Source organism: Nocardioides aurantiacus (assembly GCF_003752505.1).
Lineage (GTDB): Bacteria > Actinomycetota > Actinomycetes > Propionibacteriales > Nocardioidaceae > Marmoricola > Marmoricola aurantiacus.
Genome location: NZ_RKHO01000001.1, coordinates 3,387,144 through 3,412,790 on the forward strand (window position 1 = coordinate 3,387,144; position 25,647 = coordinate 3,412,790).

The following is a 25,647-nucleotide window of genomic DNA, read 5'->3' on the forward strand; positions in this document are numbered from 1 at the left end:
GATGGACACGCTCACCCACTGCCCCTACTGCTCGCTCCAGTGCGGCATGACCCTGGTCCGAGAGGGACGCACCCTGGAGGTGCAGCCCTGGCCCGAGTTCCCGGTGAACGAGGGCGGGCTGTGCCGCAAGGGCTGGACGGCGACGGGGCTGCGCGGTCACCGCGAGCGGCTGACGCAGCCGCTGGTGCGCGACCGGGCGACGGGTGAGCTGCGCGCGGCCGGCTGGGACGCGGCGCTCGACCTCGTCGCCGGCCGGCTGCGCGAGCTGCAGGCGGAGTCGGGCCCCGACTCCGTGGCAGTCTTCGGCGGCGGCGGGCTGACCAACGAGAAGGCCTACGCACTGGGCAAGTTCGCGCGCGTCGCGCTGCGCACCAGCCAGGTCGACTACAACGGCCGCTGGTGCATGAGCTCGGCCGCGTCGGCGGCCAACCAGGCCTTCGGCCTCGACCGGGGGCTGCCGTTCCCGCTGGCCGACCTCGAGCAGACCGACGTGCTCGTCCTGGTCGGGTCCAACCTGGCCGAGACGATGCCGCCCGCGGCCCGCCACCTCGACCGGCTCCGCGAGCGTGGCGGCACCGTGGTGGTGGTCGACCCCCGTCGTACGCCGACCGCCGACCGCGCCGACGTCCTGCTCCAGCCCGTCCCCGGCACCGACCTGGCGCTGGCCCTCGGCGTGCTGCACCTGCTGGACGCCGCGGGCGCGGTCGACACGGCGTACGTCGAGGCGCGGACCACCGGCTTCGAGGCCGTCCGCGAGCTCGCCGCCGGCTGGTGGCCCGAGCGGGTCGAGCGCGTCACCGGCGTGCCCGCCACCGAGCTCCGGGCGCTCGCGACGCTGCTGGCCGGCGCCGACCGGGTCACGGTGCTGACCGCCCGCGGTGCCGAGCAGCACGCCCAGGGCACCGCCACCGTGCTCGGCTGGATCGACGTGGCGCTGGCGCTCGGCATGCCCGGGAAGCCGTACGCCGGCTACGGCTGCCTCACCGGCCAGGGCAACGGCCAGGGCGGGCGCGAGCACGGCCAGAAGGCCGACCAGCTGCCGGGCTACCGGATGATCGACGACCCGGCGGCGCGCGACCACGTCGCCCGCGTCTGGGGCGTCGACCCGGCCGACCTGCCGGGGGCCGGGCGGTCGGCGTACGAGCTGCTGGACGCCCTCGGCACCCCCGGCGGACCCCGCGCGCTGATCGTGCACGGCTCCAACGTCGTGGTCTCCGCCCCCCACGCCGGCCACGTCTCGGAGCGGCTCGGGGCGCTCGACCTGCTGGTCGTCTGCGACCTGGTGATGAGCGAGACCGCGGCGATCGCCGACGTGGTGCTGCCGGTGACGCAGTGGGCCGAGGAGACCGGCACCATGACCAACCTCGAGGGCCGCGTCGTGCTCCGTCAGCAGGCCGTCGCGGCACCCGAGGGCGTCCGCTCCGACCTGGAGGTGCTGGCCGGGCTGGCCGAGCGGCTGGGCTCGCCGGTGCCGTTCGCGACCGACCCCGAGGAGGTCTTCGCCGAGCTGGGTCGCGCCTCGGCGGGCGGGCGGGCCGACTACAGCGGCATCACCTACGACCGGATCCGCGACGAGCACGGCGTGTTCTGGCCGTGCCCGACCGGGAGTGCCGGCACGCCGCGGATGTTCGCCGACGCCTTCGCCCACACCGACGGCCGGGCCCGGTTCGTGGCGGTCGACCACGTCGGCACGGCCGAGCCCACCGACGCGTCGTACCCGCTCCACCTGACCACCGGCCGGGTGCTCGCGCAGTACCAGTCCGGCGCCCAGACCCGGCGCGTCGAGGACCTGCCCGACACCGGCCCCTTCGTCGAGCTGCACCCGATGCTGGCCGCGCGGCTCGGCGCGGTCGACGGCGAGCCGGTGGTCGTCACCACGCGGCGCGGCGAGCTGAAGGCGCCGGCCCGGGTGGTCACCACGATCCGGCCCGACACGGTCTTCGTGCCCTTCCACTGGGTCGGCGCCAACCGGCTCACCAACGACGCGCTCGACCCCTCCAGCCGGATGCCGGAGTTCAAGGTCTGCGCCGCGGCGGTGCGCACGTGACCGGCCGGCGGATCGTGGTCGTCGGCTCCGGCATGGCCACCACGCGCCTCGTCGAGGGCCTGGTCGCCCGCGGCGTGACCGAGCGCGACCAGGTGACCGTGCTCGGCGACGAGCCGCACGCGCCGTACAACCGGATCCTGCTCTCCGCCGTCCTCGAGGGCACCCACCGGCCCGAGGCGCTCACGCTCCGCTCCCCGGGCTGGTACGCCGCCCACGGCGTCGACCTGCGCCTGGGCGCCCGTGTCCTCGACGTCGACCGGGAGCGCCGCGAGGTGATGCTGGTCGACGGCGAGCGGTTCGGCTACGACGTGCTGGTGCTCGCCACCGGGTCGATCCCGAGCCTCCCGCCGATCCGCGGCCTGGTCCGGATGGACGGCACCCTGCACCCGGCCGTCCACGCCTTCCGCAGCCTCGAGGACTGCCTCCGCCTCGACGCCGCCGCGGCCGGTGGGGGGCGCGCGGTCGTCGTCGGGGGCGGCCTGCTGGGCCTCCAGGTCGCCCGGGCGCTGGCCGTGCGCGGGCTGGAGGTGGAGCTCGTCGAGGGCGGCGAGCACCTGCTCCGCAGCCAGGTCGGCCCGCAGGCGGGCCGGATCATCGCCCGCGACCTGGCGCGGCTCGGCACGGCCGTCTACACCGGCGCCCGCGCGGTCAGGCTGACCGACGAGGGCCTGCGGCTCGACAACGGCTACGTGCTCAGCGCCGACCTCGTCGTCCTCACCGCCGGCGGCCGGCCCGCCACCGCGCTCGCCAGGCGTGCCGGCCTGGGGGCACGCCGCGGCATCCTCGTCGACGACCGGCTGACCACCAGCGACGACCGCATCCACGCACTCGGCGACTGTGTCGAGCACGACGGCCGGGTGACCGGGTTCGTGCCGCCGGCCTGGGAGCAGGCGCAGGTGCTGGCCGACCACCTGGCCGGGGACGACGTGCGCTACCCCGGCGCGCGCACCGTCGCCCGGCTGCGCGCCACCGACCTCGAGGTGGCGGTGCTCGGCGAGCCGGAGACCGAGCCCGGCGAGGTCGTCGAGGTCAGCAACCCGGTGGTCGGCTCGCACCGCAAGCTGGTGGTGCGCGAGGGGGTCGTGGTCGCCGCGACCCTGGTCGGCGACCTCTCGCGGATCGGCCTGATCACCCAGCACTACGACCGGCAGACCGTGCTGGGGCCGACCGAGCCCGGCGAGCTGCTGATGGCCGACCGGCCCGCGCGCCCCACGGCGCTGCCCGACGACGCCGAGGCCTGCGTCTGCGCGGGCGTCACCGCCGGCGCGGTGCGCGCCTGCACCTCGCTGGAGCAGGTGCGCCGGACCACCCGCGCCACCACCGGCTGCGGCGGCTGCGCCGCGTCGGTGCGGCAGCTGCTCGCCACCCGCCCCGCCCTCTCGACCACCTAGACCCCACCAGCCCGGCTCCACCCAGGAAGGGACATCCCCCGTGATGGCACACCAGCGCAAGACCCTCGTCGTCGTCGGCCACGGCATGGTCGGCCACCGCTTCGTGCAGGCCGCCGTCGAGCGCGGCCTGACCGAGACCCACGACGTCGTCGTGGTCGGCCAGGAGACGCGGGCGGCGTACGACCGGGTCGGGCTCACCTCGTTCTTCGAGGTCGGCGCCGAGGCCCTCTCGCTGCTCCCCACGGGGGCCTACGACGACCCCCGCGTCCGCCTCCTCCTCGGCACCGAGGTCCTCGGCATCGACCCCGAGCAGCGCCGCGTCCGCTTCGCCGAGGGCGACCTGGAGTACGACGAGCTGGTGCTCGCCACCGGCGCCGCACCGTTCGTGCCGCCGATCGCCGGCACCGACCTCGACGGCTGCTTCGTCTACCGCACCATCGAGGACCTCGAGGCGATCCGCGACGCGGCGACCGGCGCCCGGGTCGGGGCCGTCGTCGGCGGCGGCCTGCTCGGGCTGGAGGCCGCCAACGCGCTGGCCCAGCTCGGCCTGGAGACCCACGTGGTCGAGATGGCGCCCCGCCTGATGGCCGTCCAGGTCGACGCCGTCGGCGGGGCCACGCTGACCCGTCACGTGGAGCGGCTCGGGCTGCACGTCCACTGCGAGGCGAGGACCAGCGCGGTGACCGGCGAGGCCGGCCGGGTGACCGGGCTGGAGCTGCAGGACGGCGAGCACGTGCCCGCCGAGGTGGTGGTCTTCTCCGCCGGCATCCGGCCCCGGGACGCCCTGGCCCGCGCGGCCGGGCTCGCCGTCGCCGAGCGCGGCGGGGTGCTGGTCGACGAGCGGTGCCGCACCTCCGACCCCCACGTGTGGGCGATCGGCGAGTGCGCCGCGCCCGCGGGCCGGATGTACGGCCTGGTCGCCCCCGGCTACGCCATGGCCGAGGTCGTCGTCGACGCGCTGACCGGCGGGCCGGGCACCTTCACCGGCGCCGACATGTCGACCAAGCTCAAGCTGCTCGGCGTCGACGTCGCCTCCTTCGGCGACGCCTTCGCGACCACGCCCGGCGCGCTGGAGCTGGTGTTCTCCGACGCGGTCGCCGGGACCTACAAGAAGCTCGTCATCTCCGAGGACGGCCGCACGCTGCTGGGCGGCATCCTCGTCGGCGACGCGACGGCGTACGGCGTGCTCCGGCCGATGGTCTCCTCCGGCATCGCGCTGCCCGACAACCCCGAGGAGCTGATCCTGCCCGCGGGCCGCGGCGGCGCCGAGCTCGGGCTGCCGGACGAGGCGCAGGTCTGCTCGTGCAACGACGTCACCAAGGCCCAGATCGTCGACCACGTCGCCCGCGAGGACGCGCCCTGCGACTCCCCCGCGTGCGTGACGCGGTGCTCGGGCGCGGGCAGCACCTGCGGGTCGTGCAAGCCGACGGTGAAGAAGATCGTCGAGGACTGGTTCGCGGCCCAGGGCCGCGAGGTCGACACCAGCCTGTGCGAGCACTTCGCGATGACCCGCGCCGAGCTGTTCGAGGTCGTCGCGATCCACGGCTACACCCGGTTCGACCAGATCGTGGCCGCCCACGGCACGGGCCGCGGCTGCGAGGTCTGCAAGCCGGCGGTCGCCTCGGTGCTGGCCAGCCAGCTCAACCACCACGTGCTGGAGGGTCCGGCACGGACGCTGCAGGACACCAACGACGCCTACCTGGCCAACATCCAGAAGAACGGCACCTACTCCGTCGTCCCGCGCATCGCCGGCGGCGAGATCACCCCGGAGAAGCTGATCGTGATCGGCGAGGTGGCCCGCGACTTCGACCTCTACACCAAGATCACCGGTGGCCAGCGGATCGACCTGTTCGGTGCCCGGCTCGAGCAGCTGCCGCTGATCTGGCGGCGGCTGGTCGACGCCGGCTTCGAGTCGGGTCATGCCTACGGCAAGTCGCTGCGCACCGTGAAGTCGTGCGTCGGCTCGACGTGGTGCCGCTTCGGCGTCCAGGACTCCACCAGCCTCGCGATCATGCTCGAGGAGCGCTACCGCGGGCTCCGCTCGCCGCACAAGCTCAAGGGCGGCGTCAGCGGCTGCGCCCGCGAGTGCGCCGAGGCGCGCGGCAAGGACTTCGGCGTGATCGCGAGCGAGAAGGGCTGGAACCTCTACGTCGGCGGCAACGGCGGCGCCACCCCCGTCCACGCCCGGCTGCTCGCGGGCGACCTCGACACCGAGACCCTGGTCCGCTACCTCGACCGCTACCTCATGTACTACGTCCGCACCGCCGACCGGCTGCAGCGCACCGCTCCGTGGGTGGACAGCCTCGAGGGCGGGCTCGACCGGCTCCGCGAGGTCGTCGTCGACGACGCGCTCGGGCTGGGCACCGAGCTGGAGGCCGCGATGGCCCGCCACGTCGACACCTACTTCGACGAGTGGGCCGCCACCCTGGAGGACCCGGCCAAGCTGGCGCGGTTCGTCTCCTTCGTCAACGCCCCGGACGTCCCCGACCCCCAGATCAGCTTCACCACCAGCCGCGACCAGGTGCAGCCGGCCGAGGCCGACGGCCCGGTGCAGCTCGGCGCGACGATCCCCGTGGGGGCCCCGCGATGACCACGTCCACGACCACGTGGACCCCCGTCTGCCGCCTGGCCGACGTCGAGGTCGAGGGCGGGGTCGCCGCGCTCGTGGAGGGGCGGGCGGTCGCGGTCTTCCGGACCTGGGCCGACGAGGTGTTCGCGCTGTCCAACTACGATCCCTTCTCACGGGCGTCGGTGCTCTCCCGGGGCATCGTCGGGTCGAGGACCAGCGGTGGGGAGGCGGTCCCGTACGTCGCCTCTCCGATGCACAAGCAGGCCTTCGACCTGCGGTCGGGGCGGTGCCTGGACGACGAGACGGTCGGCGTCCCGACGTACGACACCAGGGTCGAGGACGGCGTCGTCCTCGTCGGACCCGAGCGGACCACCCAGCGCGAGACCGGCCAGGAGCCGGGGACGGAGGACGAGTGACGCAGCCCGGCGACCGGCCGCTGGCCGGCTACCGCATCGGCGTGACCGCGGCCCGCAAGGCCGAGGAGCAGGTCGCGCTGCTGGAGCGCCGGGGCGCCCACGTCGAGGTGGCGCCCGCGCTGTCGCTCGACCCCCACCGGGTCGACGACGCCCAGCTGCGCGCCGCGACCGACGACGTGCTCGCCCGCCCGCTCGACCTCTTCCTCGCCACCACCGGCATCGGCATGAAGGCGTGGTTCGAGGCCGCCGCCCGCTGGGGGCTGCTCGAGCCCCTGCTCGCCCGGATCGGCGAGGCCGAGATCCTGGCCCGCGGCCCCAAGAGCGTCGGGGCGCTGCGCCGCTACGGCCTGCGCGAGCTCTGGTCACCCGAGTCCGAGGAGTTCGAGGACGTGCTGGACCACCTGCGCGGCCGCGACCTGACGGGGCGCCGGATCGTGGTGCAGGAGCACGGCCAGTCGCTGTCGATGGTCGGCCACGCGCTGCGGCGCCGGGGGGCCGACGTGACCACGGTCAGCGTCTACCGCGTCGTCGTAGCCGAGGACCTCGAGCCCGTCTTCGGGCTGATCGACCAGATCGCCGACCGCCGCCTCGACGCCGTCACCTTCACCTCCGCCCCGGCCGTCGCCGCGCTGATGGACGCGGCGGGCTCGACCGGCCGCCGCGACGAGGTGGTCTCGGCCTTCCAGGCCGACGTCGTCGCCTCGTGCGTCGGCCCGGTCACCTCGGCCGCCTTCGAGCTGTGGGGCGTGCCCACGATCTTCCCCGAGCGCTCCCGGCTCGCCGCCATGGTCAAGCAGCTCGAGGCCGAGCTGCCCTCGCGGCGCGAGGGCCTCGCACTCGAGCTCGCCAGCGGCCACCAGCTGCTGCTGCACGGCGAGGAGGTGCTCGTCGACGGCGTCGAGGTGCGGCTCTCCGCCGCGCCGGCGTCGGTGCTGCAGGCGCTGGTCAGCAACCCCGGCAACGTGGTCTCCCGCCAGGCGCTGCTCGCGATGCTGCCCAGCGGCACCGCCGGCAGCGAGCACGCCGTCGAGATGGCGGTCGCCCGGCTGCGGGCCGCGCTCGGCACCCGGGCGGTGCAGACCGTGGTCAAGCGCGGCTACCGGCTGGCGGTCGCGTGAGCACGCCGACGGACGGGGCGCGGCGCCTGGTCACGGTCGCCCACGGCACTCGCAAGGCGGCCGGCAACCGGGTCGCCGTCGAGATCACCCGGCTCGCGGCCGAGCGCCTGGGGTGCGAGGCCGTCACGTCGTACGTCGAGCTGTGCGACCCGCTGCTGACCGAGGTACTCGCCACCTCCGCGACACCGACCGTGGTGCTGCCGCTGCTGCTCTCGACCGGCTTCCACCTGCGCCAGGACCTGCCCGAGGCGGTCGCGGGAGCGGGTGGACCCGTCGTGCTGGGGCGCTCGCTCGGCCCCCACGCCCTGCTCGCCGACGCCCAGGTCGACCAGCTCCGCCGCGTCGGCGCCACGCCGGGCGACCCGCTCGTCATGGTCGCGGCCGGCTCGAGCGACGCCCTGGCCACCCGCGACCTCGAGCGCGCCGCTGACCTGCTCGCCCGCGCCTGGGGCGGCCCGGTGCGCGTCTCGACGCTGTCGGGCCTGGGCCGCCGGCCCGAGGAGGTGGTGCGCGCGGGCGACCTCGTCTCGCCGTACCTCCTGGCCTCGGGGTTCTTCGCCGACCGCGCCGCCCGGGTCGCCCGCGAGGCCGGAGCGACGCTGGTGGCCGACGTGATCGGACCGCACCCGCTCGTGGTCGACCTCGTCGTGCGCCGCACCCGGGCGCTGTTCTCGATCGACCCGGCCGACCTGCGCGCGGGCGTCGACACCGCTCCCCTCGGCTAGACTCGGGCCTGCTCAGGGGTCAGGCGCGTCAGTGGTGGGGTGGCGCGCGCCGTCCCCGCCGCACCCCGGAGCTCGCCCCGCATGACCACCTCGACCCACCCCGTCCCCCGCACCTCACTGACGGGCGTCGCCCGTGCCGGCGGTCGTGACTTCCTCGTCCTCGACGCCGCGGCCCGGCTGCCGACGGCGATGCTGCCGCTCGGCCTGCTGCTGCTCGTCGCGAACCGCACCGGCTCCTACGGCACCGGCGGCCTCGCGGTCGCCGCACTCAGTCTCGGTGCCGCCGCCGGCGGCCCGCTCGTCGGCGCGCTCGCCGACCGGCTCGGGCAGCGGGGCGTGGCGCTGGTCGTCACGCTGGTCCAGGCTGCGGCGCTGCTGACCCTCCTCGTCTCGACGCTCCCGCTCCCGCTGCTGCTCGGGCTCGGCGCGGTCGTCGGGCTCAGCAACCCTCAGATGGGCGCGATGGCCCGCACCCGCTGGTCGGCGCGGGGCCGGGGGCGCGACGACGAGCGCGGCTTCGTGTCGGCGGCGATGGCGCTGGAGGGCGCCCTCGACGAGGTGTCGTTCGTGCTCGGCCCGGTGCTGGTCGGCACCCTCGCCGCGCTGGTCGCCCCCGCCGCCCCGCTGTGGCTCGCCCTCGGCCTGGCCGTCGTCGCCCACCTCGGGTTCGGGCTGCACCGCAGCGCGCTGCGGGCGCGTCCACGCCGCTCCGCCCACGAGGTCCACAGCCCGCTGCCGGTCGCGCGGCTGGCGGTGCTGCTCCTCGCCCTCGGCTCGGTCGGCGTGGTCTTCGGCGCCTCCCAGACCGGGCTCGCGGCCCGGCTGGCGCTCACCGGCGACGACGCCCTGACCGGGCTGGTCTACGGGGTCGGGGCCGTCGGCTCGGCGGTCACCGCGCTGCTCACCACCCGGCTGCCGGAGCGCATCGGCCACGAGCTGCGCATCGTCGTCTCCGGTGGTGCGATGGTCGCGGCCGGCCTGCTGCTCGCGGCTGCCACGACACCCCTGGCGCTCGCCGGCGCGATGCTGCTGCTCGGCACCGCGCTGGCGCCGACGCTGATCAGCGCCTACGCCCTGGCCGAGCGGTTGGCCCCGCCCGACTGGGCGACCACCACCATGACGGCGCTGTCGACGGCCAACGTCGTGGGCGTCGCGGCGGGGGCCGCGGCGGCCGGCGGGCTGGTCGACGGAGCCGGGCCCACGGCCGCCCTGCTCGTCGTCGCCGTCGCCGGCGCGTCGGTCCTGCTCGCCGGGCTCGTCGCCCGGGCGTCGTACGCACGTCGCACCGGGGTCTAGCCCCGACGTCCCCGCCAGAGCCGCCAGGTCCACCAGACCAGCGGAAGCTGGAGGGGCAGCCGCACCAGCGTGCCGACGAGGTACGCCGTGCTCGCCTCGCCCGCCTGGTGGTCCTGCCACGCCTCCCAGCTCTGCCACAGGTTGCCCGGGAAGACCGCGACCAGCAGCAGTGCCGCGGCGAGGCCGCCGAGACGTCGAGTGCGGGGCAGGAGCAGCAGCGCCGCGCAGGCCAGCTCGAGCACGCCGGAGACGACCACGACGGCGGTCTGCAGCGGCAGGAAGTCGGGCACCTGCGCCTCGAACGCCGAGGGCCGCACCAGGTGCAGCACCCCCGAGGCCGTGAACAGCACGACCACGACCCACGCCCAGCCCAGCCGCGGCGCACCCGGCTGGATCACGTGGCGCCGTCGAGGTCGGCCTTCAGCGCAGCCAGGGTGCGGGCGATGTTGCGGCGCTGGAACTGCGCGAACGGCCGACCGGCGGCCGCCTTGTCGAAGGCGTTCGCCAGCCAGGTCGGCCAGCCGCGCCGCCCGTCGCTCCAGGTCTCGGTCACCCGGGTCCCGCCCTCGACCGGCTCGAGGGCGTAGTCCCACCGCGCGACCTTCACGCGCAGCCGCGGGCTGCCGACGCCCCAGCCCACGACGTCGAAGCAGAACCGCTCCCCCGGCACCGAGCGGCGTACGACGCACCGGGTGGTCCACCGCGCCCGACCCCGCTTGTTCGTCCCCGAGAACGACTCGCCCTCGGTGAGCGGACGACCGCCGTCGACCGCGTCCCCCTCGAGCCGGGCGCCGGTGTTCTCCGGGCTCCACCGGGGCATCTGGGTGGGGTCGGCCAGCTGCGCCCAGATGACCGACGCCGGGGCGTCGACCACCACGCTGTCGCTCACGGTCAGGTCGCGGGTCATCGCATCTCCTCGGGGCTGGTGGGTGGGGAGCCTAGCCAGGGCGTCGCCGGGTCGGCGCACGAGTCACTCGTCGGCCTTCTCCGGCACCTGTCGGCCGTCCTGACGGCTGACCAGTCCCCAGTTCCCCGGACGTCCGGGGAATCAGGCGCTGCCGGCGTACGACGCCGCAGGGCCCCGGTCGTGAGACCGGGGCCCTGCGGGTGGATCAGGTGGAGCGAGGGGCTGGACTTAGAAGTCCATGCCGCCCATGCCGCCGGAGGGGTCGCCACCCATGGGGGCGGCCTTCTCGGGCTTGTCGGCCACGACGGCCTCGGTGGTGAGGAACAGCGCGGCGATCGACGCGGCGTTCTGCAGCGCCGAGCGGGTGACCTTGGCGGGGTCGATGATGCCCTCGGCGATCATGTCGACGTACTCGCCGTTGGCCGCGTTGAGACCGTGACCGGGGGTCAGGTTGCGCACCTTCTCCGCCACGACGCCGCCCTCGAGGCCGGCGTTGACCGCGATCTGCTTCAGCGGGGCCTCGGTCGCCACGCGGACGATGTTGGCACCGGTGGCCTCGTCGCCCTCGAGGTCGAGCTTCTCGAACGCGGAGGCAGCAGCCTGGACCAGCGCCACGCCACCGCCGGCGACGATGCCCTCCTCGACGGCCGCCTTGGCGTTGCGGACGGCGTCCTCGATGCGGTGCTTGCGCTCCTTGAGCTCGACCTCGGTGGCCGCGCCGACCTTGATCACCGCGACACCGCCGGCCAGCTTGGCCAGGCGCTCCTGCAGCTTCTCGCGGTCGTAGTCGGAGTCGCTCTTGTCGATCTCGTTGCGGATCTGGTTGACGCGACCGGCGATCTGGTCGGCATCGCCCACACCCTCGACGATGGTGGTCTCGTCCTTGGTGACGACGACCTTGCGGGCCTGGCCGAGCAGCTCGATGCCGGCGGACTCCAGCTTGAGGCCGACGTCCTCGGAGATGACCTGGCCACCGGTGAGGATCGCGATGTCCTGCATCATCGCCTTGCGACGGTCACCGAAGCCGGGGGCCTTGACGGCGACCGACTTGAAGGTGCCGCGGATCTTGTTGACGACCAGGGTGGAGAGCGCCTCGCCCTCGATGTCCTCGGCGATGATCAGCAGCGGCTTGCCCGACTGCATGATCTTCTCGAGCAGCGGGAGCAGGTCCTTGACCGTGGAGACCTTGGAGTTGGCGATGAGGATGTAGGGGTCGTCGAGGACGGCCTCCATGCGCTCCGGGTCGGTCATGAAGTACTGCGAGATGTAGCCCTTGTCGAAGCGCATCCCCTCGGTCAGCTCGAGGTCCAGCCCGAAGGTGTTGGACTCCTCGACCGTGATGACGCCTTCCTTGCCGACCTTGTCCATCGCCTCGGCGATGGCCTCGCCGACGGTGGCGTCCGCAGCGGAGATCGAGGCCGTGGCCGCGATCTGCTCCTTGGTCTCGACGTCCTTGGCCATCGCGAGCAGCTGCTCGGAGACCGAGGCGACGGCCTGCTCGATGCCGCGCTTGAGCGCCATCGGGTTGGCGCCGGCCGCGACGTTGCGCAGGCCCTCGCGGACCATGGCCTGGGCCAGGACGGTGGCGGTGGTGGTGCCGTCGCCCGCGACGTCGTCGGTCTTCTTGGCGACCTCCTTGACGAGCTCGGCACCGATCTTCTCGTAGGGGTCCTCGAGCTCGATCTCCTTGGCGATGGAGACGCCGTCGTTGGTGATCGTGGGGGCGCCCCACTTCTTCTCCAGGACGACGTTGCGGCCCTTGGGACCGAGCGTGACCTTGACCGCGTCGGCGAGGGTGTTCATCCCGCGCTCGAGACCGCGGCGGGCCTCTTCGTTGAAAGCAATCAGCTTCGGCATGACTCTGGTGGTTCCTCACGCTAAGTGAATGGATGGCCCACGTCGTCGCCCGCGACGGACGGTCCGGACCGACCCGGCGTACCCTTCACGCCGTCGCTGCCTGACCTCGACTCGGTGGCCATGTGCGGTGCTGTGCTGGTGGCACTCTCACGAGGAGAGTGCCAGTGCATTTTTAGCACTCGCCCCCAGCGAGTGCAAACGTCGGCCCCGCCTCGTGGCGGGGTCGGACCAGGGCCGCCTCGAGGTGCGGCACCAACGCCTGCGCGGTGCGCTTGTAGCCCACGGAGGAGGGGTGGAAGCGGTCGAGGCTGAACATCACGTCGGGCTCGCGCACGAAGTGGTGCCCGACCGCCTCGGAGAGGGACACCACGGTGGCGCCCAGCGGGGCGACCGCCCGCGCCTGCGCTGCCGCGAGCTGGCGGGAGGCCCGGGAGGCCAGGCGCCGCAGCGGCTGCCGCAGCGGTCGCAGCATCCCGAGGTCGGGGCAGGTGCCGACCACGACCTCGGCCCCGAGCTCCTGCAGCGCCTCGACGCACGCCACGAGGTGGGCGACCGACTCGGCCACCGGCACCCGGTGGGTCACGTCGTTGCCGCCGACGACCACCACGGCCACGTCGGGACGGTACGACGGCCGCAGCCCGGCGACCTGGCCCAGCAGCGCGCTGCTCTCCGACCCGACGACCGCCGCCGTGCGCAGCCTCACCGCGCGACCGGTGCGCTTGGCCAGTGAGCGCGCCAGCCGCGCCCCGAGGGTGTCGCGCGGACGCTCGGCCCCGAGCCCCGCGGCGACGGAGTCACCGAGGACCAGCAGCTCGATGCGCCGACCCTGCTTCTTCTTGAAGGTCCGGTCGGCCGCGAGCGCGTCCTCCCCCAGCGGCTTGCCGATGAGCTCCCGGGCCTGCGCCGCCTGCCGGACCAGCAGGCCCCGGCCGCCGAGGGCGGCCGTGCCGAGGACCGCGGCGAGGCCGGCGGTGACGGCGAACGCGGCGGCGGAGCGGCGTACGGGCGGGGCCGGGGGCGCGATCGACGACGGGGACACGGCGGCAGCCCACCTCATCCCGGGCAACGTCCGGTCAACACCGTGTGGCGCCCGGCTGAACGTCGGTGCTCAGCGGCCGCGGGCGACCCGGTCTGCCACCAGGGCCGCGAAGGCGGCGGCGTTGTCCGGCAGCACGTCGAGGTAGAGGCTGGGCTCGGTCACCTCGAGCTCGCTGACCGCCAGCCGGCCGTCGTCGAGCCGCATCTGGTCGACCCGGGCGTAGTCGAGCGGGCGGCCGAGGAGCTCCCCCGCCGCCGCGACCGTACGACGGGCCAGGTCGGCCGCCTCCGCGGAGACCGGGACGGCGACCGTGCTGCCGCCGTACTGCTGGTGCACCCGGATCTCGCCGGACGCCGGGATCTTGCGCGCCTGCGAGACCACCTCGCCGTCGATGACGAACACCGACGTCTCGCCCTCGGTGCGGACCGAGCCCACGAGCGGCTGCACCACCCACGGCCCCGGGCCGAGCCCGGACTCGTCGGTGCCCGAGGGCTCGTCGGCGCCGTCGAAGACCACGACGCCGCGCCCGCCGGCCCCCACCCGCGGCTTCACCACCGCCGCGGGCACCTCGCCGGGCGAGACCTCGGCGATGGCGCACGGCAGGTCGGGCTCGTCCTCGACCAGCACGGTCGGCACCACCGCGACGCGCTCGCCGAGCGGGGCGAGGTAGGCCTTGTCGGTGTTCCAGGCGAACACCTCGGCGGAGTTGAGCAGCCACGGCAGTCCGGCCGCCCAGCCCAGGAACTCCTCGCGACGGGCCTCGTAGTCCCACGTCGAGCGGACCGCGACCAGACCGGCCGACCAGTCGACCCCCGCGTCGTCCCAGACCACCCAGCGCGGGTCGAGGCCGTGGGCGCGCAGGGCGGTGCCCAGGTGGTCGGTGCCGTCCCCCTCCTCGCCGGCGGGCAGCTGGGCGCAGGTGGCGAGCAGGACGGTCGGCTTGGTGGTGGCCACGCCCCGCACCCTAGGCGCTGCGGGTGACCGGTTCGTGGCGCACGGGGAAGGCCACCGAGGCGGCGATGAAGCACGCGGCCGAGGCCTCGGCGTGGATCCGCGTGGCCAGGTCGAGGTGGGCCGGGTCGGCGACGGTGACCTCGGGGTGCAGCACGACCTCGGTGAACCGGCCCCCGATCCCCTGCTGCTCCATGCTCCCGGTGGCGGCGTCGCGGTAGCCGGTGACGACGACGCCGTGCGTCACCGCGACGTGGAGGTAGGACAGCAGGTGGCACTGGGAGAGCGCCGCGAGCAGCAGCTCCTCGGGGTTCCAGCGTGACGGGTCGCCGCGGAACGGCTTGTCGGCGGAGCCCAGCAGGTCGGGCTTGCCCGCCGCCCGCAGCGTCACGTCACGGTCGTAGTCGCGGTAACCGCTCGTCCCGGTGCCGCGGTCGCCGGTCCACGTGGTCTCGAGCCGGTAGTGGTGGGTCGCCACGGCGCCGACCTCAGTCGTCGGCGTGCTCGGGCGGGAAGCCACCGGTCGCGATCGGGCCCCACCGCTCGATGGTCACCCGGAGCAGCGACTTGCCCTGCTTCTCCATGGCGTCGCGGTACTCCTCCCAGTCGGGGTGCTCCCCGGAGATGCTGCGGAAGTAGTCGACCAGCGGCTCGCGGGCCTCGGGCATGTCGATCACCTCGGCGGTGCCGTCGAGCTGCACCCAGGGACCGTCCCAGTCGTCGCTCTGGATCATCACCGTCGTGCGGGGGTCGCGACGCAGGTTGGCGACCTTGGCCCGCTGCGGGTAGGTCGAGATGACCACCCGACCCTCCTCGTCGACCCCGCAGGTGACCGGCGAGAGCTGCGGGCTGCCGTCCCTGCGGGTGGTGACGAGCACGGCCCGGTGGCGTGGCCGGACGAAGTCGAGCAGCTCCTCGCGCCCGACGCGGTCGTTGGTGGCGATCCTGCGAGCCATGCCGGTCAGCCGCCCGCGACGGCCGGGATGATGCTGATCTGGGTGCCGTCGGGGGTGGGCGTGCCCAGCCCGTCGAGGAAGCGCACGTCGTCGTTGCCGACGTAGACGTTGACGAAGCGCCGCAGCGCCCCGGTGTCGTCGAGGATCCGGGCCCGGATGCCGGTGTGGTGGGCCTCGAGGTCGTCGAGCACCTCGGCCAGGGTGGCGCCGCCGGCGTCCACCTCCGAGCTGCCGTCGGTGTAGGTGCGCAGGATGGTGGGGATGCGGACGCTGACGCTCATGGGTGCTCCTCGCGGCGGGGGTCGGCGGGTGGGACGGGGGTTGGGGTGGCTCAGACGACGCCGGAGCCGGTGAACGCGGCGTACGACGGCTCGATGGTCGCCGCGGCGCCCACCCGGTCGGAGACCGCGTCGAGGGTCTTCAGGCCCATGCCGGTGTTGATCACGACGGTGTCGAGGGTGGTGTCGAGCTGGCCGGACTCCACCAGCTTCCGCAGCACCGCGACGGTGGTGCCGCCCGCGGTCTCGGTGAAGATGCCCTCGTTGCGGGCCAGCAGCAGGATGCCCTCGCGGACCTCCTCGTCGCTGACGTCCTCGACGGCACCGCCGGTCTGGCGGCAGATGTCGAGCACGTAGATGCCGTCGGCCGGGTTGCCGATGGCCAGGCTCTTGGCGATGGTGTCGGGCTTGACCGGACGGATGGCGTCGACGCCGGCCTTGTAGGCGACCGAGACCGGCGAGCAGCCGGTCGCCTGGGCGCCGAAGACGCGGTAGGGCTTGTCCTCGACCAGGCCGAGGGTGATCAGCTCCTGGAAGGCCTTGTGCACCTTGGTCAGCTGCGAGCCGGAGGCGACCGGGATCACGATCTGGTCGGGCAGCCGCCAGCCGAGCTGCTCGGCGATCTCGTAGCCCAGGGTCTTGGAGCCCTCGGCGTAGAACGGGCGGACGTTGACGTTGACGAACGCCCAGCCCTCCTCCTCGCCGGCGATCTCCGAGGCGAGCCGGTTGACGTCGTCGTAGTTGCCGTTCACGGCGACCAGCGAGTCGGTGTAGACGGCCGAGTTGACCTGCTTGGGCTTCTCGAGGTTGCTGGGGATGAAGACCACGGTGCGGATCCCGGCGCGGGCGCCGGCGGCGGCCACGGCGTTGGCCAGGTTGCCGGTCGAGGGGCAGGCGAAGACCTTGCTGTGGAACTCCACGGCGGCGCTCAGGGCGCAGGCCACGACACGGTCCTTGAAGGAGTTCGTCGGGTTGGTCGAGTCGTCCTTGACCCACAGGTTGTCGATGCCGAGCGCGGCACCGAGGTTGTGGGCCTTGAGCAGCCGGGTGAAGCCGGGCTCCATGTTGGGGCTCTGCTCGATGTCGTCGGGCACCGGGAGCAGCGCCTTGTAGCGCCAGATGTTGCGGGGGCCGGCCTCGATCTGCTCGCGGGTGACCTCGGGGAAGGCGTAGGCGATCTCGAGGGGGCCGAAGCACTCCGGACACGCGTAGTGCGGGCCCAGGGCGATCTCGTGGCCGCACTCGCGACAGACCAGGCCCGTGGCGTTGCCGAAGGCGCCCTCGCGCAGGTCGGTGCCGGTGGCGACGTCGTCGCCCGCGGGGCTGGACGCGTCGGGCTCGGACTGGGCGCCGTGCTGGGTGGCGATGCTCAAGGAGGCCTCCTTCTCATCTTCCCCGGACCGGATCTCGGCGCGGGACGGATGTAGCACCACTTCCGCACCAGTCCGGAACGGGTCCGGGAGGATCGTGCGGCGGTTGCCGGGGCTTCAGCGGGCCGTGTCCCTCTGCCCCTCTCGATGAGCTGTGCGCCAGCCTAGGAGGCGGGTCCCCCACCCCCCACATCCGTCCCGACATGTGGGACGGGCGTCCCACTCCTCGGGACGGGAGGCGGGACGCGCGCCTCAGACCCGACCGGCCCGGATGTCCCGCGTCAGCTGGCGGAGCAGGTCGAGCACCCCGCCGGGCCCCTCGACGACCACGTCCGCGAGGTCGGCCAGCGGGTTGTCCTCGGCGGAGGCCGAGCAGACCAGCAGGCCGGGCAGGCCCTGACCGCGGAGCTCCTCGACGGCCTTGAACGCCTCCACGTCACCGAGGTCGTCACCACCGAAGACGACGGCGCGGGCCTCGAGCTGCTCGACGAGGCGGCGTACGGCGGCACCCTTGTGCATCCCGTGGGCGCGCACCTCGATCACCTGCTTGCCGGGCTCGACGTCGAGGTCGTGGGCACGGGCGGCGTCGGTGAGCAGCGGCAGCAGCCGGTCGTACGCCGCCTCCGGGTCCTCGAGCCGTCGGGTGTGCACCGCGACGGCGAGCCCCTTCTCCTCGATCCACGCCTCGCTCGCGTCGGCCCGTCGCAGCAGCCGCGGCAGCTCGCTGGTGAGGGTGGCCAGGCCGCGGGGCGGGGCGGGCGAGATGACCCGGCGCTCCACCGAGGTCCAGCGCTCGTTGCCGTACTGCCCCAGCACGAACAGCTCGCGCCCGTGCTCCCCGACCTCGTTGCCGACCTCCTCCAGGCCGCCCAGCGCCAGCGCCTGCCGGGCGGGACGTCCCGTCACGACGGCGACGGCGCGCACCTGCTCGGCGAGGTCGACGAGCACCTCGGGGGCGTCGGGGTGGATGTGCGCGCTCTCGGGGTCGTCGACGATCGGCGCCAGGGTGCCGTCGAAGTCGAGGCCGACGACGAGGTCGTCGGCCGCGCGCACCACTGCGGCGTAGTGCCGCTCACCGTCGACCGACGTGAACTCCATGGCTCCATGCTCCCAGCCCGCCACGGCGGCGGCCACCGGGTCCGAGGTCAGGAGTAGTCGTCGGTGAGGATCACGGTGAGGCGGTCGAACTGCATCGGCTCCTCGGCCGGCTTGACCGAGGTGATGCCGAGGTCGCGGCCCAGCGCCTTGCCGGCCGCCTTGAGCCGCGGCGGGAAGTAGACGGTGGTGCCGTCGACGGTGCCGTACCAGTTGTCGGACCCGACGACGTTCCACCCGGCGGCCTTGGCGCGGCCCGCGACGGTGCCGGCGAGACCGGTGGTGCGGGTGTTGTTGTAGACCACGACGTAGGTCTCGGCAGGCTTGACCGGCTGCACCTTCTTGGTCGGCTTCGCGGTCGGGGTCGACGACGGGGTGGGGCTGGCCGACGGGGTGGGGCTGGGCTCGGTGACCGCGGGGGTGACCTGCTCGGGGCGGCCCGCCTCGTCGGGGTCGTTGGCCAGGAACACCAGGCCGGCCATGGCGACCGCGGAGATGCTCAGCGCCAGCAGCCGCGTGGAGAGCACGACGCCGCGCTCGTCACGGGCGCGCAGCGAGAGCGGGTTCAGGGGTCGCAGCGGGGAGGGGGACACGCTCACTCCGGGATCTCGAAGCCGAGGCGGCGCGCGGAGCGCTGCCGCTGGCGGGTGGCCCGCAGCCGGCGGAGACGGCGTACGAGCAGGGGGTCGTGGGCCAGCGCCTCGGGACGGTCGATGAGGGCGTTGAGCACCTGGTAGTAGCGGGTCGAGGACATGTCGAACTTCTCGCGGACCGCCTGCTCCTTGGCGCCGGCGTACTTCCACCACTGCCGCTCGAAGTCCAGCATCGCGGCGTCGCGCTCGCTGACGCCGGTGGCCTCGTCGACCCGGGGATCGGGGCTGCTGTGCGCGTGGCTGGCGACCATCGTGGATCTCTCCTCGGTCGGGCCCGGACGTGAGCGGGCGGTGGTGCGGGTACGGCGGCTGGCGCGCCCAGCATAGGCGAGGAATCACAGCCGTGTCATTCGACCCGCGGTGGCTACCGTGCAGCCATGGACACCACCTCGACGACCATCGGCTGGGGCGTGCTCGCCCCGGGGCGGATCGCCCACAACTTCGTCCGCGACCTCACCCAGGTCCCGGACGCGCGCCTGGTGGCCAGCGGCTCCCGCTCGCTGGAGCGGGCCGAGGCGTTCGCCGCCCAGCACGGCGGCCGCGCCCACGGCAGCTACGCCGAGCTCGTCGCCGACCCCGAGGTCGACGTCGTCTACGTCGCCTCGCCGCACACCCTGCACGAGGAGCACACGATGCTCGCGCTCGACGCCGGCAAGGCGGTGCTGTGCGAGAAGCCGATGACGCTGGACGCCGCTGCCACCCAGCGGCTCGTCGACGCCGCCGCGGAGCGCGGGCTGTTCCTGATGGAGGCGATGTGGATGGCCTGCAACCCGGTGGTGCGTCGGATCACCTCGCTGCTGGGCACCCCCGAGGCCCCGGGCGAGCACGGCGTCGCCCGCCAGGTCCACGCCGACCTCGGCTTCGTCGTCGACCGCGACCCCTCGGACCGCCTGCTCGACCCGTCCCTGGGCGGCGGCGCCCTGCTCGACATGGGCATCTACCCGCTCACCTTCGCCCACCTCGTCCTCGGCGAGCCCGAGCAGCTGGTGGGCGTGGCCGGCCTCTCCGACCGGGGCGTCGACCTCGACGTCGCGATCGCGGGCCGCTACGCAGGCGGCGCCACCGCGGCGCTGACCGCGTCGATGTCCGTCAACTCCCCGCGCACCGCCTCGGTCGCCACGACCACGGGCCGCTTCGACCTCGAGCACGACTTCCACTCCCCCACGCGGGTGCTGTGGACGGCGTACGACGGGAAGGCGGGGACGTCGACCTGGCTGGAGGGCGAGGAGCCGGTGATCGGGCGCGGCTACGGCAACGAGGTCGTCGAGGTGCACCGCTGCCTGCGCGCCGGGGCGCTGACCAGCGAGCTGGCCCCGCCCGCGCGGACGGTCTCGCTCGCGCGGCAGATGGACGACCTGCTGGCCCAGGTCGGGGTCTCCTACGACGGCTGATCGACCCCTGATCGCGCCCGCCCGCCGCGGGTACTGTCACCGGCGTGAGTGAGCCCAGCAGCACCTCGACGACCGTGGCCGCCGACCTGCTCGTCGTGGCCAACCGGCTGCCCGTCGACCGGGTCGTCAACGACGACGGCAGCACCGAGTGGCGCGCCTCCCCCGGCGGGCTGGTCTCGGCGCTGGCGCCGGTGATGCGCAAGAACGAGGGCGCCTGGATCGGCTGGCCCGGCGACACCGGCACCGAGGTCGAGCCGTTCGAGAACGACGGCATCGCGCTGGTCCCCGTCGCCCTGTCGGACCAGGAGTACGCCGAGTTCTACGAGGGCTTCTCCAACGACACCCTGTGGCCGCTCTACCACGACCTCGTGGCCAAGCCGTCCTTCCGCCGCGAGTGGTGGGACTCCTACGTCACGGTCAACCAGCGCTTCGCCGACGCCGCCGCCGCCAACGCCGCCGAGGGCGCCACGGTGTGGGTGCAGGACTACCAGCTGCAGCTGGTGCCCCAGATGCTCCGCGAGCTGCGCCCCGACCTGCGGATCGGCTTCTACCTCCACATCCCGTTCCCGCCGGCCGAGCTGTTCTCCCAGCTGCCCTGGCGCCGCCAGGTGCTCGAGGGCCTGCTCGGCGCCGACCTCGTCGGCTTCCAGCTGTCCGGGGCCGCGCAGAACTTCGTGCGGCTGGTGCGCCAGCGGGTCGGGCACAAGACGCACCGCGACACCGTCTACCTGCCCGACGGCCGCGTGGTGCGCGCCCGCGCCTTCCCCATCTCGATCGACACCGAGGGCTTCGAGGAGCTGGCGCGCTCCGAGCCGGTCGAGACCCGTGCCGCCGAGATCCGGCGCGAGCTGGGCAACCCCTCGACGGTGTTCCTCGGCATCGACCGGCTCGACTACACCAAGGGCATCTACGCCCGGCTGCGCGCCTTCAGCGAGCTGATCGCCGACGGCGAGCTCGACGTCGAGGACGCCGTCTTCGTGCAGGTCGCCACCCCCTCGCGCGAGCGCGTCGACCAGTACCGCCGCCTCCGCGACGACATCGACCGCCTGGTGGGACGCATCAACGGCGACCTGGGCCGCATCGGCAGGCCCGCGATCTCCTACCTCCACTCCTCCTTCCCCCGCGAGGAGATGGCCGCGCTCTACCGCGCCGCCGACGTCATGGTCGTGACGCCGTTCCGCGACGGCATGAACCTCGTCGCCAAGGAGTACGTCGCCTGCCGCTTCCACGAGGACGGCGCCCTGGTGCTCTCGGAGTTCGCCGGCGCCGCCGACGAGCTGCGCCAGGCCTACCTGGTCAACCCCTACGACATCAACGGCATGAAGGCCACGATGATGCAGGCCCACCGCGCCGAGCCCAAGGAGCTCTCCAAGCGGATGCGGGCGATGCGCAAGACGGTCACGGAGAACGACGTGGCCCACTGGGCCTCGACCTTCCTGGACTCGCTCGCCCTCGACCGCGACGCCCACGACAAGCAGACCCGCCCGCCGCACGAGTCGTAGGTCCGCCGGGGGACGGGGCGCGCGGCATGTAACGCGGGGTTATGGCATGTGAACAACCCTGGGAACGGGTGTACGCCTGGACGAACACCGCGTTACATGGTGGGGCGGCTCGGGCGACCACCCCGTCGAGGCTCGTACGCCGAGGGGGCCGGCCGGCCGGCGTACCCATCTGGTGCGGTGCTGTTGCTGCCGACTGCCCGTCCTAAGCCTTGTTCACAAGCAGTAACCCCGCGTTACATGGGACGCCGACACCGACACCGCCGCCACCCCACCCCGCCCCCGCCGGCTCAGCTGGGGGACGTCACCCGCTCCGGGCCCAGGTCGCGCTCGCCCGCGCCCGCCTCGGCGGACCGGGGCTCGGCGCTGCCGGGGGCCGCGGCGACGAGGTCGAGCAGCTCCGACTGCAGCGACGGGCCGAGCTCGCCCCAGCCGGCGGCGTACCCGTAGACCTCGCGCAGCGAGCGGGCCTCGTAGTCGCCGCAGAGCACCTCGACGTCGTCCGGGGTGATCAGGCCGGGGTGGGCGACGCCGATCGACTCGGTGACCTTGACCAGCTCCGAGCGCAGCGTGCGGAGGTACTGCGCGCAGCGCTCGCCCTTGCTGACCGGCTCCAGGCCGCGGGTCAGCCAGGCGTTCTGCGTGGCGACGCCGGTCGGGCAGTGGTCGGTGTGGCACTTCTGCGCCTGGATGCAGCCGATCGAGAGCATCGCCTCCCGGCCGGCGTTGACCATGTCGGCACCCAGGGCGAAGGCGACGGTGGCGTTGTCGGTGAGCCCGAGCTTGCCCGAGCCGACGAAGGTGACGCGGTCGGTCAGGCCGGCCTCGGCGAAGGCGCCGTAGACGCGGGCGAAGCCCAGCCGGAACGGCAGCGCGATCGAGTCGGCGAACACGCGTGGCGAGGCGCCGGTGCCGCCCTCGCCGCCGTCGACGGTCACGAAGTCGACGCCGCGGGTCCCGGGCCCCATCAGCCGCACCAGGTCGTGCCAGAAGCCGAGCTCGCCGACCGCCGACTTCACCCCGACCGGCAGCCCGGTCTCCGTGCCGAGCAGCTCCACGAAGTCGAGCAGGCTGTCGGTGTCGGTGAAGGCGGTGTGGCGCGCCGGGCTGGCGCAGTCGCGGCCCATCGGGATGCCGCGGATCTCGGAGATCTCCCGGCTCACCTTGCCGGCCGGCAGCAGGCCGCCCAGGCCGGGCTTGGCCCCCTGGGAGAGCTTGATCTCCAGCGCCCGCACCGGGTTGGCCTCGACCACCTCCCTCAGCCTCTCCAGGGAGAACGCACCCTCGGGCGTGCGGCAGCCGAAGTAGGACGTCCCGATCTGCAGCACCAGGTCGCCGCCCTGCTGGTGGTAGGGCGAGAGGCCGCCCTCGCCGGTGTTGTGCAGGCAGCCCGCCTCCTGGGCCCCGCGGTTGAGGGCGGTGATCGCGGGTCCCGACAGCGAGCCGTAGGACATGCCGGAGATGTTGACGACCGAGGCGGGCCGGAAGGCGTGCCGGCGGCCGCGCGGACCGCCCATCACCTTCGCCGAGGGCAGGCCCGCCGAGGCGTGGTCGCGGGGCAGCGAGGTCGGGAAGGTGCGGTGCTTGAGCACGGCGTACCCGGGCAGGTGCTCGACGTCGTTGTCGGTGCCGAAGCCGGAGTAGTTGTTCTCCTGCTTGGCCGAGGCGTAGACCCAGGCGCGCTGGTCGCGGCTGAACGGCCGCTCCTCGTCGTTGCTCGTGACGATGTACTGGCGCAGCTCGGGCCCGACGCGTTCCAGCAGGTAGCGGGCGTGGGCCACGACCGGGAAGTTGCGCAGCAGGGCGTGACGGGTCTGGGTGAGGTCGCGAGCGGCGACGGCGCCCAGGGCCACCCCGGCTCCCCCGAGCAGGTGCGAGAGCTTCATGGACCATGCCTACACCCCGGAGGCCGCCACGTCGGTACTCTCCGGTAATGGATCTGATCCCCAAGCCGGACCAGGTCGCGTCCGCGGCCAGCAACGTCGCGCACAAGCTGCTGTACGGCGGGCTGGCCGACCTCCGCCCGATGCCCCGCACGCTGATCGACGACGGCCCGCTGCGCGAGGTCTACCACTACCGGCCCCACAAGACCACGCGCGAGACCGGCGACCCGGTGCTGCTCGTGACCCCGCTGGCCGCGCCCGCGATCTGCTTCGACCTGCGCCGCGGCTGCTCCCTGGTGGAGCACCTCGTCCAGCAGGGCCGCCCGACCTACCTCGTGGAGTACGGCCAGATCTCGTTCAAGAACCGCGGCCTGGGGATCGAGCACTGGGTCGAGGAGGTCATCCCCGAGGCGGTCAAGGCGGTCTCCGAGCACGCCGGCGGCCGCCCGGTCCACCTCGTGGGCTGGAGCCTCGGCGGCATCTTCGCCACCCTCGTCGCCGCCGACCGGCCCGACCTGCCGATCGCCTCGCTGACCGTGCTCGGCTCGCCCTTCGACGTCGAGAAGGTGCCGCTCGTGGCGCCGCTGCGCCCGATCCTCAGGCTCACCGACGGCGGCGTCGTGACCCAGCTCTACCGGCTGCTCGGCGGTGCGCCGCGCCCGCTCGTGCGTCGGGCCTTCCAGCTGTCCTCGGGCACCAAGCTGATCACCAAGCCGCTGGCCACCCTGCAGCACCTCGACGACACCGAGTGGCTGGCGCAGATCGAGGCGGTGGACCGCTTCACCCGCAACATGATCGCCTACCCCGGCCGCAGCTTCGGGCAGCTCTACCACCGGATGCTCAAGGACAACCAGCTGCTCACCGGCAAGGTCGAGGTCTCCGGCCGCGACGTCGACGTAGCCGACGTGACCGCCCCCGTGCTCGTCTTCGCCGGCAACACCGACGGCATCGCGCCGATCAACGCGGTGCGTGCCCTGGTCGGCCTGCTGACCAAGGCCCACGAGGTGCGCTTCGAGATCGTGCCCGGCGGCCACCTCGGCATGCTCACCGGCCGCGCCGCACGCACCACCACCTGGGTGGTCCTCGACGAGTGGCTCGAGCAGTACTCCACCCCCGACGACCGCGCCACCCGGTCCAAGGCCCGCGCGAGGCGCAAGCCCCGCAAGCGGGTCGCCACCGCGGGGTCGGCCGAGCCCGGCACCGGCGCCCCGGCGGCGGAGCGGCGTACGGACCCGGTCGCCCCCGACCGGTCCGCGATCGGCTCCAACCCCGACCGCCGGTTCGCCTCGGCCTCCTCGCGCAACCTGGGTCGCAAGCCCTGACCAGCCGGGTGACGGCACGGCGCCTGGTCGCCGCGGTGCTGACGGTGCTGGTGCTGCTGTCGCTGGGCAGCCTGGGGTCGGCCGACGAGCCCGAGCCGACGTACACCCGCTACGTCTCGCTGGGCGACTCCTTCACCGCGGCTCCCTACGTGCCGGTCAACGACATCGCCTACGGGTGCTTCCGCTCGAGCAACAACTACCCCTCGCGGCTGGCCCGGTCGCTGGGGGTGCGCGAGCACGTCGACCGCTCCTGCAGCGGAGCCCGCACCCTCGACCTCGTCGGCAGCCAGCGCACCGCCCGCGGCTCCCGCGTGCCGCCCCAGATGGAGGCGCTGACGCCGGAGACCGACCTCGTCACGATCGGGATCGGCGCCAACAACTACCGGCTCTACGCCCGGCTGGCGACGGTCTGCCGCCGGCTGACCACCGTGTGCCCGCTCGACGACCAGCGCGCGCTCTTCGCCCGCATCCTCGACCGGCTGCGCCCCGCCCTGGTGTCCACCATCGGCGAGGTGGAGCGGCGCGCGCCCCGGGCGCGGGTGGTGCTCGTGGGCTACCCCCGGCTGCTCCCGGCCCGGGGCGACTGCCGCCGGCTGCCGCGGATGCGCCCCCAGGACCGCGCCACCTTCCGCGACGTCAACAAGCGGCTGGTCGAGGAGATGGCGGCCGCGGCCGAGCAGACCGGGATCGAGTACGCCGACTTCTACACCGCCTCGCAGGGCCACGACATCTGCTCGCGCAGCCCGTGGATCCAGGGCCGCGTCGGCGACGGTCGCGTCGCCGCCGCCCTGCACCCGCTGCGCGCCGGCCAGGACGCGCTCGCCGACCTGCTCGAGGAACGGCTCCGGCGCCCGCCGCCACGGTCCTGAGGGGTCGCGACAGGC

Annotated in this window: 24 protein-coding genes and 1 riboswitch; of the genes, 11 read left to right on the top strand and 13 right to left on the bottom strand. The window is 73.9% G+C overall.

The genetic code is table 11. From position 1 onward, the window contains the following. Position 1 precedes the first annotated feature (1 nt). The 7 genes from EDD33_RS16470 to EDD33_RS16500 all read left to right on the top strand — a co-directional run bounded on the left by EDD33_RS16470 (position 2) and on the right by EDD33_RS16500 (position 9,562). On the top strand, positions 2-2,047 hold the full coding sequence (locus EDD33_RS16470) for a molybdopterin oxidoreductase family protein (protein ID WP_123392091.1): 2,046 nt from the start codon (positions 2-4) through the stop codon (positions 2,045-2,047). Next, positions 2,044-3,438, top strand: a complete 1,395-nt coding sequence (locus tag EDD33_RS16475) for an FAD-dependent oxidoreductase (RefSeq protein ID WP_246003559.1) — start codon at positions 2,044-2,046, stop codon at positions 3,436-3,438. Before EDD33_RS16470 ends, EDD33_RS16475 begins: the two co-directional genes overlap by 4 nt. A gap of 43 nt (positions 3,439-3,481) precedes the next feature. Further along, positions 3,482-6,028 carry a nitrite reductase large subunit NirB gene (gene nirB / locus EDD33_RS16480; RefSeq protein ID WP_123393570.1) on the top strand — a complete coding sequence of 849 codons (2,547 nt, stop codon included), beginning with the start codon at positions 3,482-3,484 and terminating at the stop codon, positions 6,026-6,028. Then, positions 6,025-6,423: a nitrite reductase small subunit NirD gene (gene nirD / locus EDD33_RS16485; protein ID WP_123392092.1), complete on the top strand. Its 399-nt coding sequence runs from the start codon at positions 6,025-6,027 to the stop codon at positions 6,421-6,423. Before nirB ends, nirD begins: the two co-directional genes overlap by 4 nt. Continuing rightward, a complete protein-coding gene (locus EDD33_RS16490; RefSeq protein ID WP_123392093.1) occupies positions 6,420-7,541 on the top strand; it encodes a uroporphyrinogen-III synthase in 1,122 nt (373 codons plus the stop codon). Before nirD ends, EDD33_RS16490 begins: the two co-directional genes overlap by 4 nt. Beyond that, positions 7,538-8,266 (top strand): sirohydrochlorin chelatase, encoded by a 729-nt coding sequence (locus tag EDD33_RS16495; protein WP_123392095.1) that lies wholly within the window; start codon positions 7,538-7,540, stop codon positions 8,264-8,266. The genes EDD33_RS16490 and EDD33_RS16495 overlap by 4 nt, the downstream gene beginning before the upstream one ends. Positions 8,267-8,347: 81 nt before the next feature. After that, entirely contained in the window at positions 8,348-9,562 is a 1,215-nt protein-coding gene (locus EDD33_RS16500; RefSeq protein ID WP_123392096.1) for an MFS transporter, read from the top strand. On the opposite strand, the gene EDD33_RS16505 is transcribed toward EDD33_RS16500, so the two are convergent. The 12 genes from EDD33_RS16505 to EDD33_RS16560 form a co-directional block, all read right to left on the bottom strand. After that, a complete protein-coding gene (locus EDD33_RS16505; protein ID WP_246003560.1) occupies positions 9,559-9,960 on the bottom strand; it encodes a MauE/DoxX family redox-associated membrane protein in 402 nt (133 codons plus the stop codon). The genes EDD33_RS16500 and EDD33_RS16505 overlap by 4 nt on opposite strands. Beyond that, on the bottom strand, positions 9,957-10,469 hold the full coding sequence (locus tag EDD33_RS16510; protein ID WP_123392097.1) for an SRPBCC family protein: 513 nt from the start codon (positions 10,467-10,469) through the stop codon (positions 9,957-9,959). Before EDD33_RS16510 ends, EDD33_RS16505 begins: the two co-directional genes overlap by 4 nt. A 228-nt stretch (positions 10,470-10,697) precedes the next feature. Further along, positions 10,698-12,326 carry a chaperonin GroEL gene (groL, locus tag EDD33_RS16515; RefSeq protein WP_123392098.1) on the bottom strand — a complete coding sequence of 543 codons (1,629 nt, stop codon included), beginning with the start codon at positions 12,324-12,326 and terminating at the stop codon, positions 10,698-10,700. Between the two features lie 172 nt (positions 12,327-12,498). Beyond that, complete coding sequence (locus tag EDD33_RS16520) at positions 12,499-13,365, bottom strand: SGNH/GDSL hydrolase family protein (RefSeq protein ID WP_246003561.1); 867 nt, start codon at positions 13,363-13,365, stop codon at positions 12,499-12,501. Positions 13,366-13,434: 69 nt separating this feature from the next. Continuing rightward, on the bottom strand, positions 13,435-14,319 hold the full coding sequence (locus tag EDD33_RS16525) for an ATP-grasp domain-containing protein (RefSeq protein WP_170169853.1): 885 nt from the start codon (positions 14,317-14,319) through the stop codon (positions 13,435-13,437). Between the two features lie 10 nt (positions 14,320-14,329). Continuing rightward, positions 14,330-14,794 carry an OsmC family protein gene (locus tag EDD33_RS16530; RefSeq protein WP_123392101.1) on the bottom strand — a complete coding sequence of 155 codons (465 nt, stop codon included), beginning with the start codon at positions 14,792-14,794 and terminating at the stop codon, positions 14,330-14,332. A 10-nt stretch (positions 14,795-14,804) separates the two neighbouring features. Next, the gene (locus EDD33_RS16535) at positions 14,805-15,272 is read right to left on the bottom strand and encodes a PPOX class F420-dependent oxidoreductase (protein ID WP_123392103.1); all 468 of its coding nucleotides are present in this window, start codon (positions 15,270-15,272) and stop codon (positions 14,805-14,807) included. A gap of 5 nt (positions 15,273-15,277) precedes the next feature. Then, positions 15,278-15,553 (bottom strand): MoaD/ThiS family protein, encoded by a 276-nt coding sequence (locus EDD33_RS16540; protein WP_123392104.1) that lies wholly within the window; start codon positions 15,551-15,553, stop codon positions 15,278-15,280. Positions 15,554-15,603: 50 nt separating this feature from the next. After that, positions 15,604-16,839, bottom strand: coding sequence for a threonine synthase (thrC, locus tag EDD33_RS16545; protein WP_123393574.1), 1,236 nt, complete (start codon positions 16,837-16,839; stop codon positions 15,604-15,606). A 94-nt stretch (positions 16,840-16,933) separates the two neighbouring features. After that, positions 16,934-17,074, bottom strand: a riboswitch (SAM riboswitch). A gap of 98 nt (positions 17,075-17,172) precedes the next feature. Continuing rightward, entirely contained in the window at positions 17,173-18,018 is an 846-nt protein-coding gene (gene otsB / locus EDD33_RS16550) for a trehalose-phosphatase (RefSeq protein WP_123392105.1), read from the bottom strand. A gap of 47 nt (positions 18,019-18,065) precedes the next feature. Then, positions 18,066-18,614, bottom strand: a complete 549-nt coding sequence (locus EDD33_RS16555; protein ID WP_246003562.1) for a LytR C-terminal domain-containing protein — start codon at positions 18,612-18,614, stop codon at positions 18,066-18,068. Continuing rightward, positions 18,611-18,919 carry a DUF3263 domain-containing protein gene (locus EDD33_RS16560; RefSeq protein ID WP_123392106.1) on the bottom strand — a complete coding sequence of 103 codons (309 nt, stop codon included), beginning with the start codon at positions 18,917-18,919 and terminating at the stop codon, positions 18,611-18,613. The genes EDD33_RS16555 and EDD33_RS16560 overlap by 4 nt, the downstream gene beginning before the upstream one ends. 126 nt (positions 18,920-19,045) lie before the next feature. On the opposite strand from EDD33_RS16560, the gene EDD33_RS16565 reads away from it, so the two are divergent. Further along, on the top strand, positions 19,046-20,059 hold the full coding sequence (locus tag EDD33_RS16565) for a Gfo/Idh/MocA family protein (protein WP_123392107.1): 1,014 nt from the start codon (positions 19,046-19,048) through the stop codon (positions 20,057-20,059). A gap of 44 nt (positions 20,060-20,103) precedes the next feature. Next, complete coding sequence (locus tag EDD33_RS16570) at positions 20,104-21,561, top strand: alpha,alpha-trehalose-phosphate synthase (UDP-forming) (RefSeq protein WP_211332573.1); 1,458 nt, start codon at positions 20,104-20,106, stop codon at positions 21,559-21,561. Positions 21,562-21,848: 287 nt separating this feature from the next. On the opposite strand, the gene EDD33_RS16575 is transcribed toward EDD33_RS16570, so the two are convergent. Continuing rightward, positions 21,849-23,444, bottom strand: a complete 1,596-nt coding sequence (locus tag EDD33_RS16575) for an FMN-binding glutamate synthase family protein (protein WP_123392108.1) — start codon at positions 23,442-23,444, stop codon at positions 21,849-21,851. A gap of 47 nt (positions 23,445-23,491) precedes the next feature. On the opposite strand from EDD33_RS16575, the gene EDD33_RS16580 reads away from it, so the two are divergent. Both EDD33_RS16580 and EDD33_RS16585 read left to right on the top strand, forming a co-directional pair. Continuing rightward, positions 23,492-24,763 (top strand): alpha/beta fold hydrolase, encoded by a 1,272-nt coding sequence (locus tag EDD33_RS16580; protein WP_123392110.1) that lies wholly within the window; start codon positions 23,492-23,494, stop codon positions 24,761-24,763. Positions 24,764-24,771: 8 nt separating this feature from the next. After that, positions 24,772-25,632, top strand: coding sequence for an SGNH/GDSL hydrolase family protein (locus tag EDD33_RS16585; protein WP_170169854.1), 861 nt, complete (start codon positions 24,772-24,774; stop codon positions 25,630-25,632). The last annotated feature ends 15 nt before the right edge of the window (positions 25,633-25,647 follow it).

Bases quoted from the DNA above. Each gene is read 5' to 3' on its own strand.
- groL (WP_123392098.1), bottom strand. From the start codon at position 12,326: ATGCCGAAGCTGATTGCTTTCAACGAAGAGGCCCGCCGCGGTCTCGAG.
- EDD33_RS16560 (WP_123392106.1), bottom strand. From the start codon at position 18,919: ATGGTCGCCAGCCACGCGCACAGCAGCCCCGATCCCCGGGTCGACGAG.
- EDD33_RS16565 (WP_123392107.1), top strand. From the start codon at position 19,046: ATGGACACCACCTCGACGACCATCGGCTGGGGCGTGCTCGCCCCGGGG.
- EDD33_RS16510 (WP_123392097.1), bottom strand. From the start codon at position 10,469: ATGACCCGCGACCTGACCGTGAGCGACAGCGTGGTGGTCGACGCCCCG.
- EDD33_RS16540 (WP_123392104.1), bottom strand. From the start codon at position 15,553: ATGAGCGTCAGCGTCCGCATCCCCACCATCCTGCGCACCTACACCGAC.
- EDD33_RS16535 (WP_123392103.1), bottom strand. From the start codon at position 15,272: ATGGCTCGCAGGATCGCCACCAACGACCGCGTCGGGCGCGAGGAGCTG.
- EDD33_RS16580 (WP_123392110.1), top strand. From the start codon at position 23,492: ATGGATCTGATCCCCAAGCCGGACCAGGTCGCGTCCGCGGCCAGCAAC.
- nirD (WP_123392092.1), top strand. From the start codon at position 6,025: ATGACCACGTCCACGACCACGTGGACCCCCGTCTGCCGCCTGGCCGAC.
- otsB (WP_123392105.1), bottom strand. From the start codon at position 18,018: ATGGAGTTCACGTCGGTCGACGGTGAGCGGCACTACGCCGCAGTGGTG.
- EDD33_RS16500 (WP_123392096.1), top strand. From the start codon at position 8,348: ATGACCACCTCGACCCACCCCGTCCCCCGCACCTCACTGACGGGCGTC.
- nirB (WP_123393570.1), top strand. From the start codon at position 3,482: ATGGCACACCAGCGCAAGACCCTCGTCGTCGTCGGCCACGGCATGGTC.
- EDD33_RS16470 (WP_123392091.1), top strand. From the start codon at position 2: ATGGACACGCTCACCCACTGCCCCTACTGCTCGCTCCAGTGCGGCATG.
- EDD33_RS16575 (WP_123392108.1), bottom strand. From the start codon at position 23,444: ATGAAGCTCTCGCACCTGCTCGGGGGAGCCGGGGTGGCCCTGGGCGCC.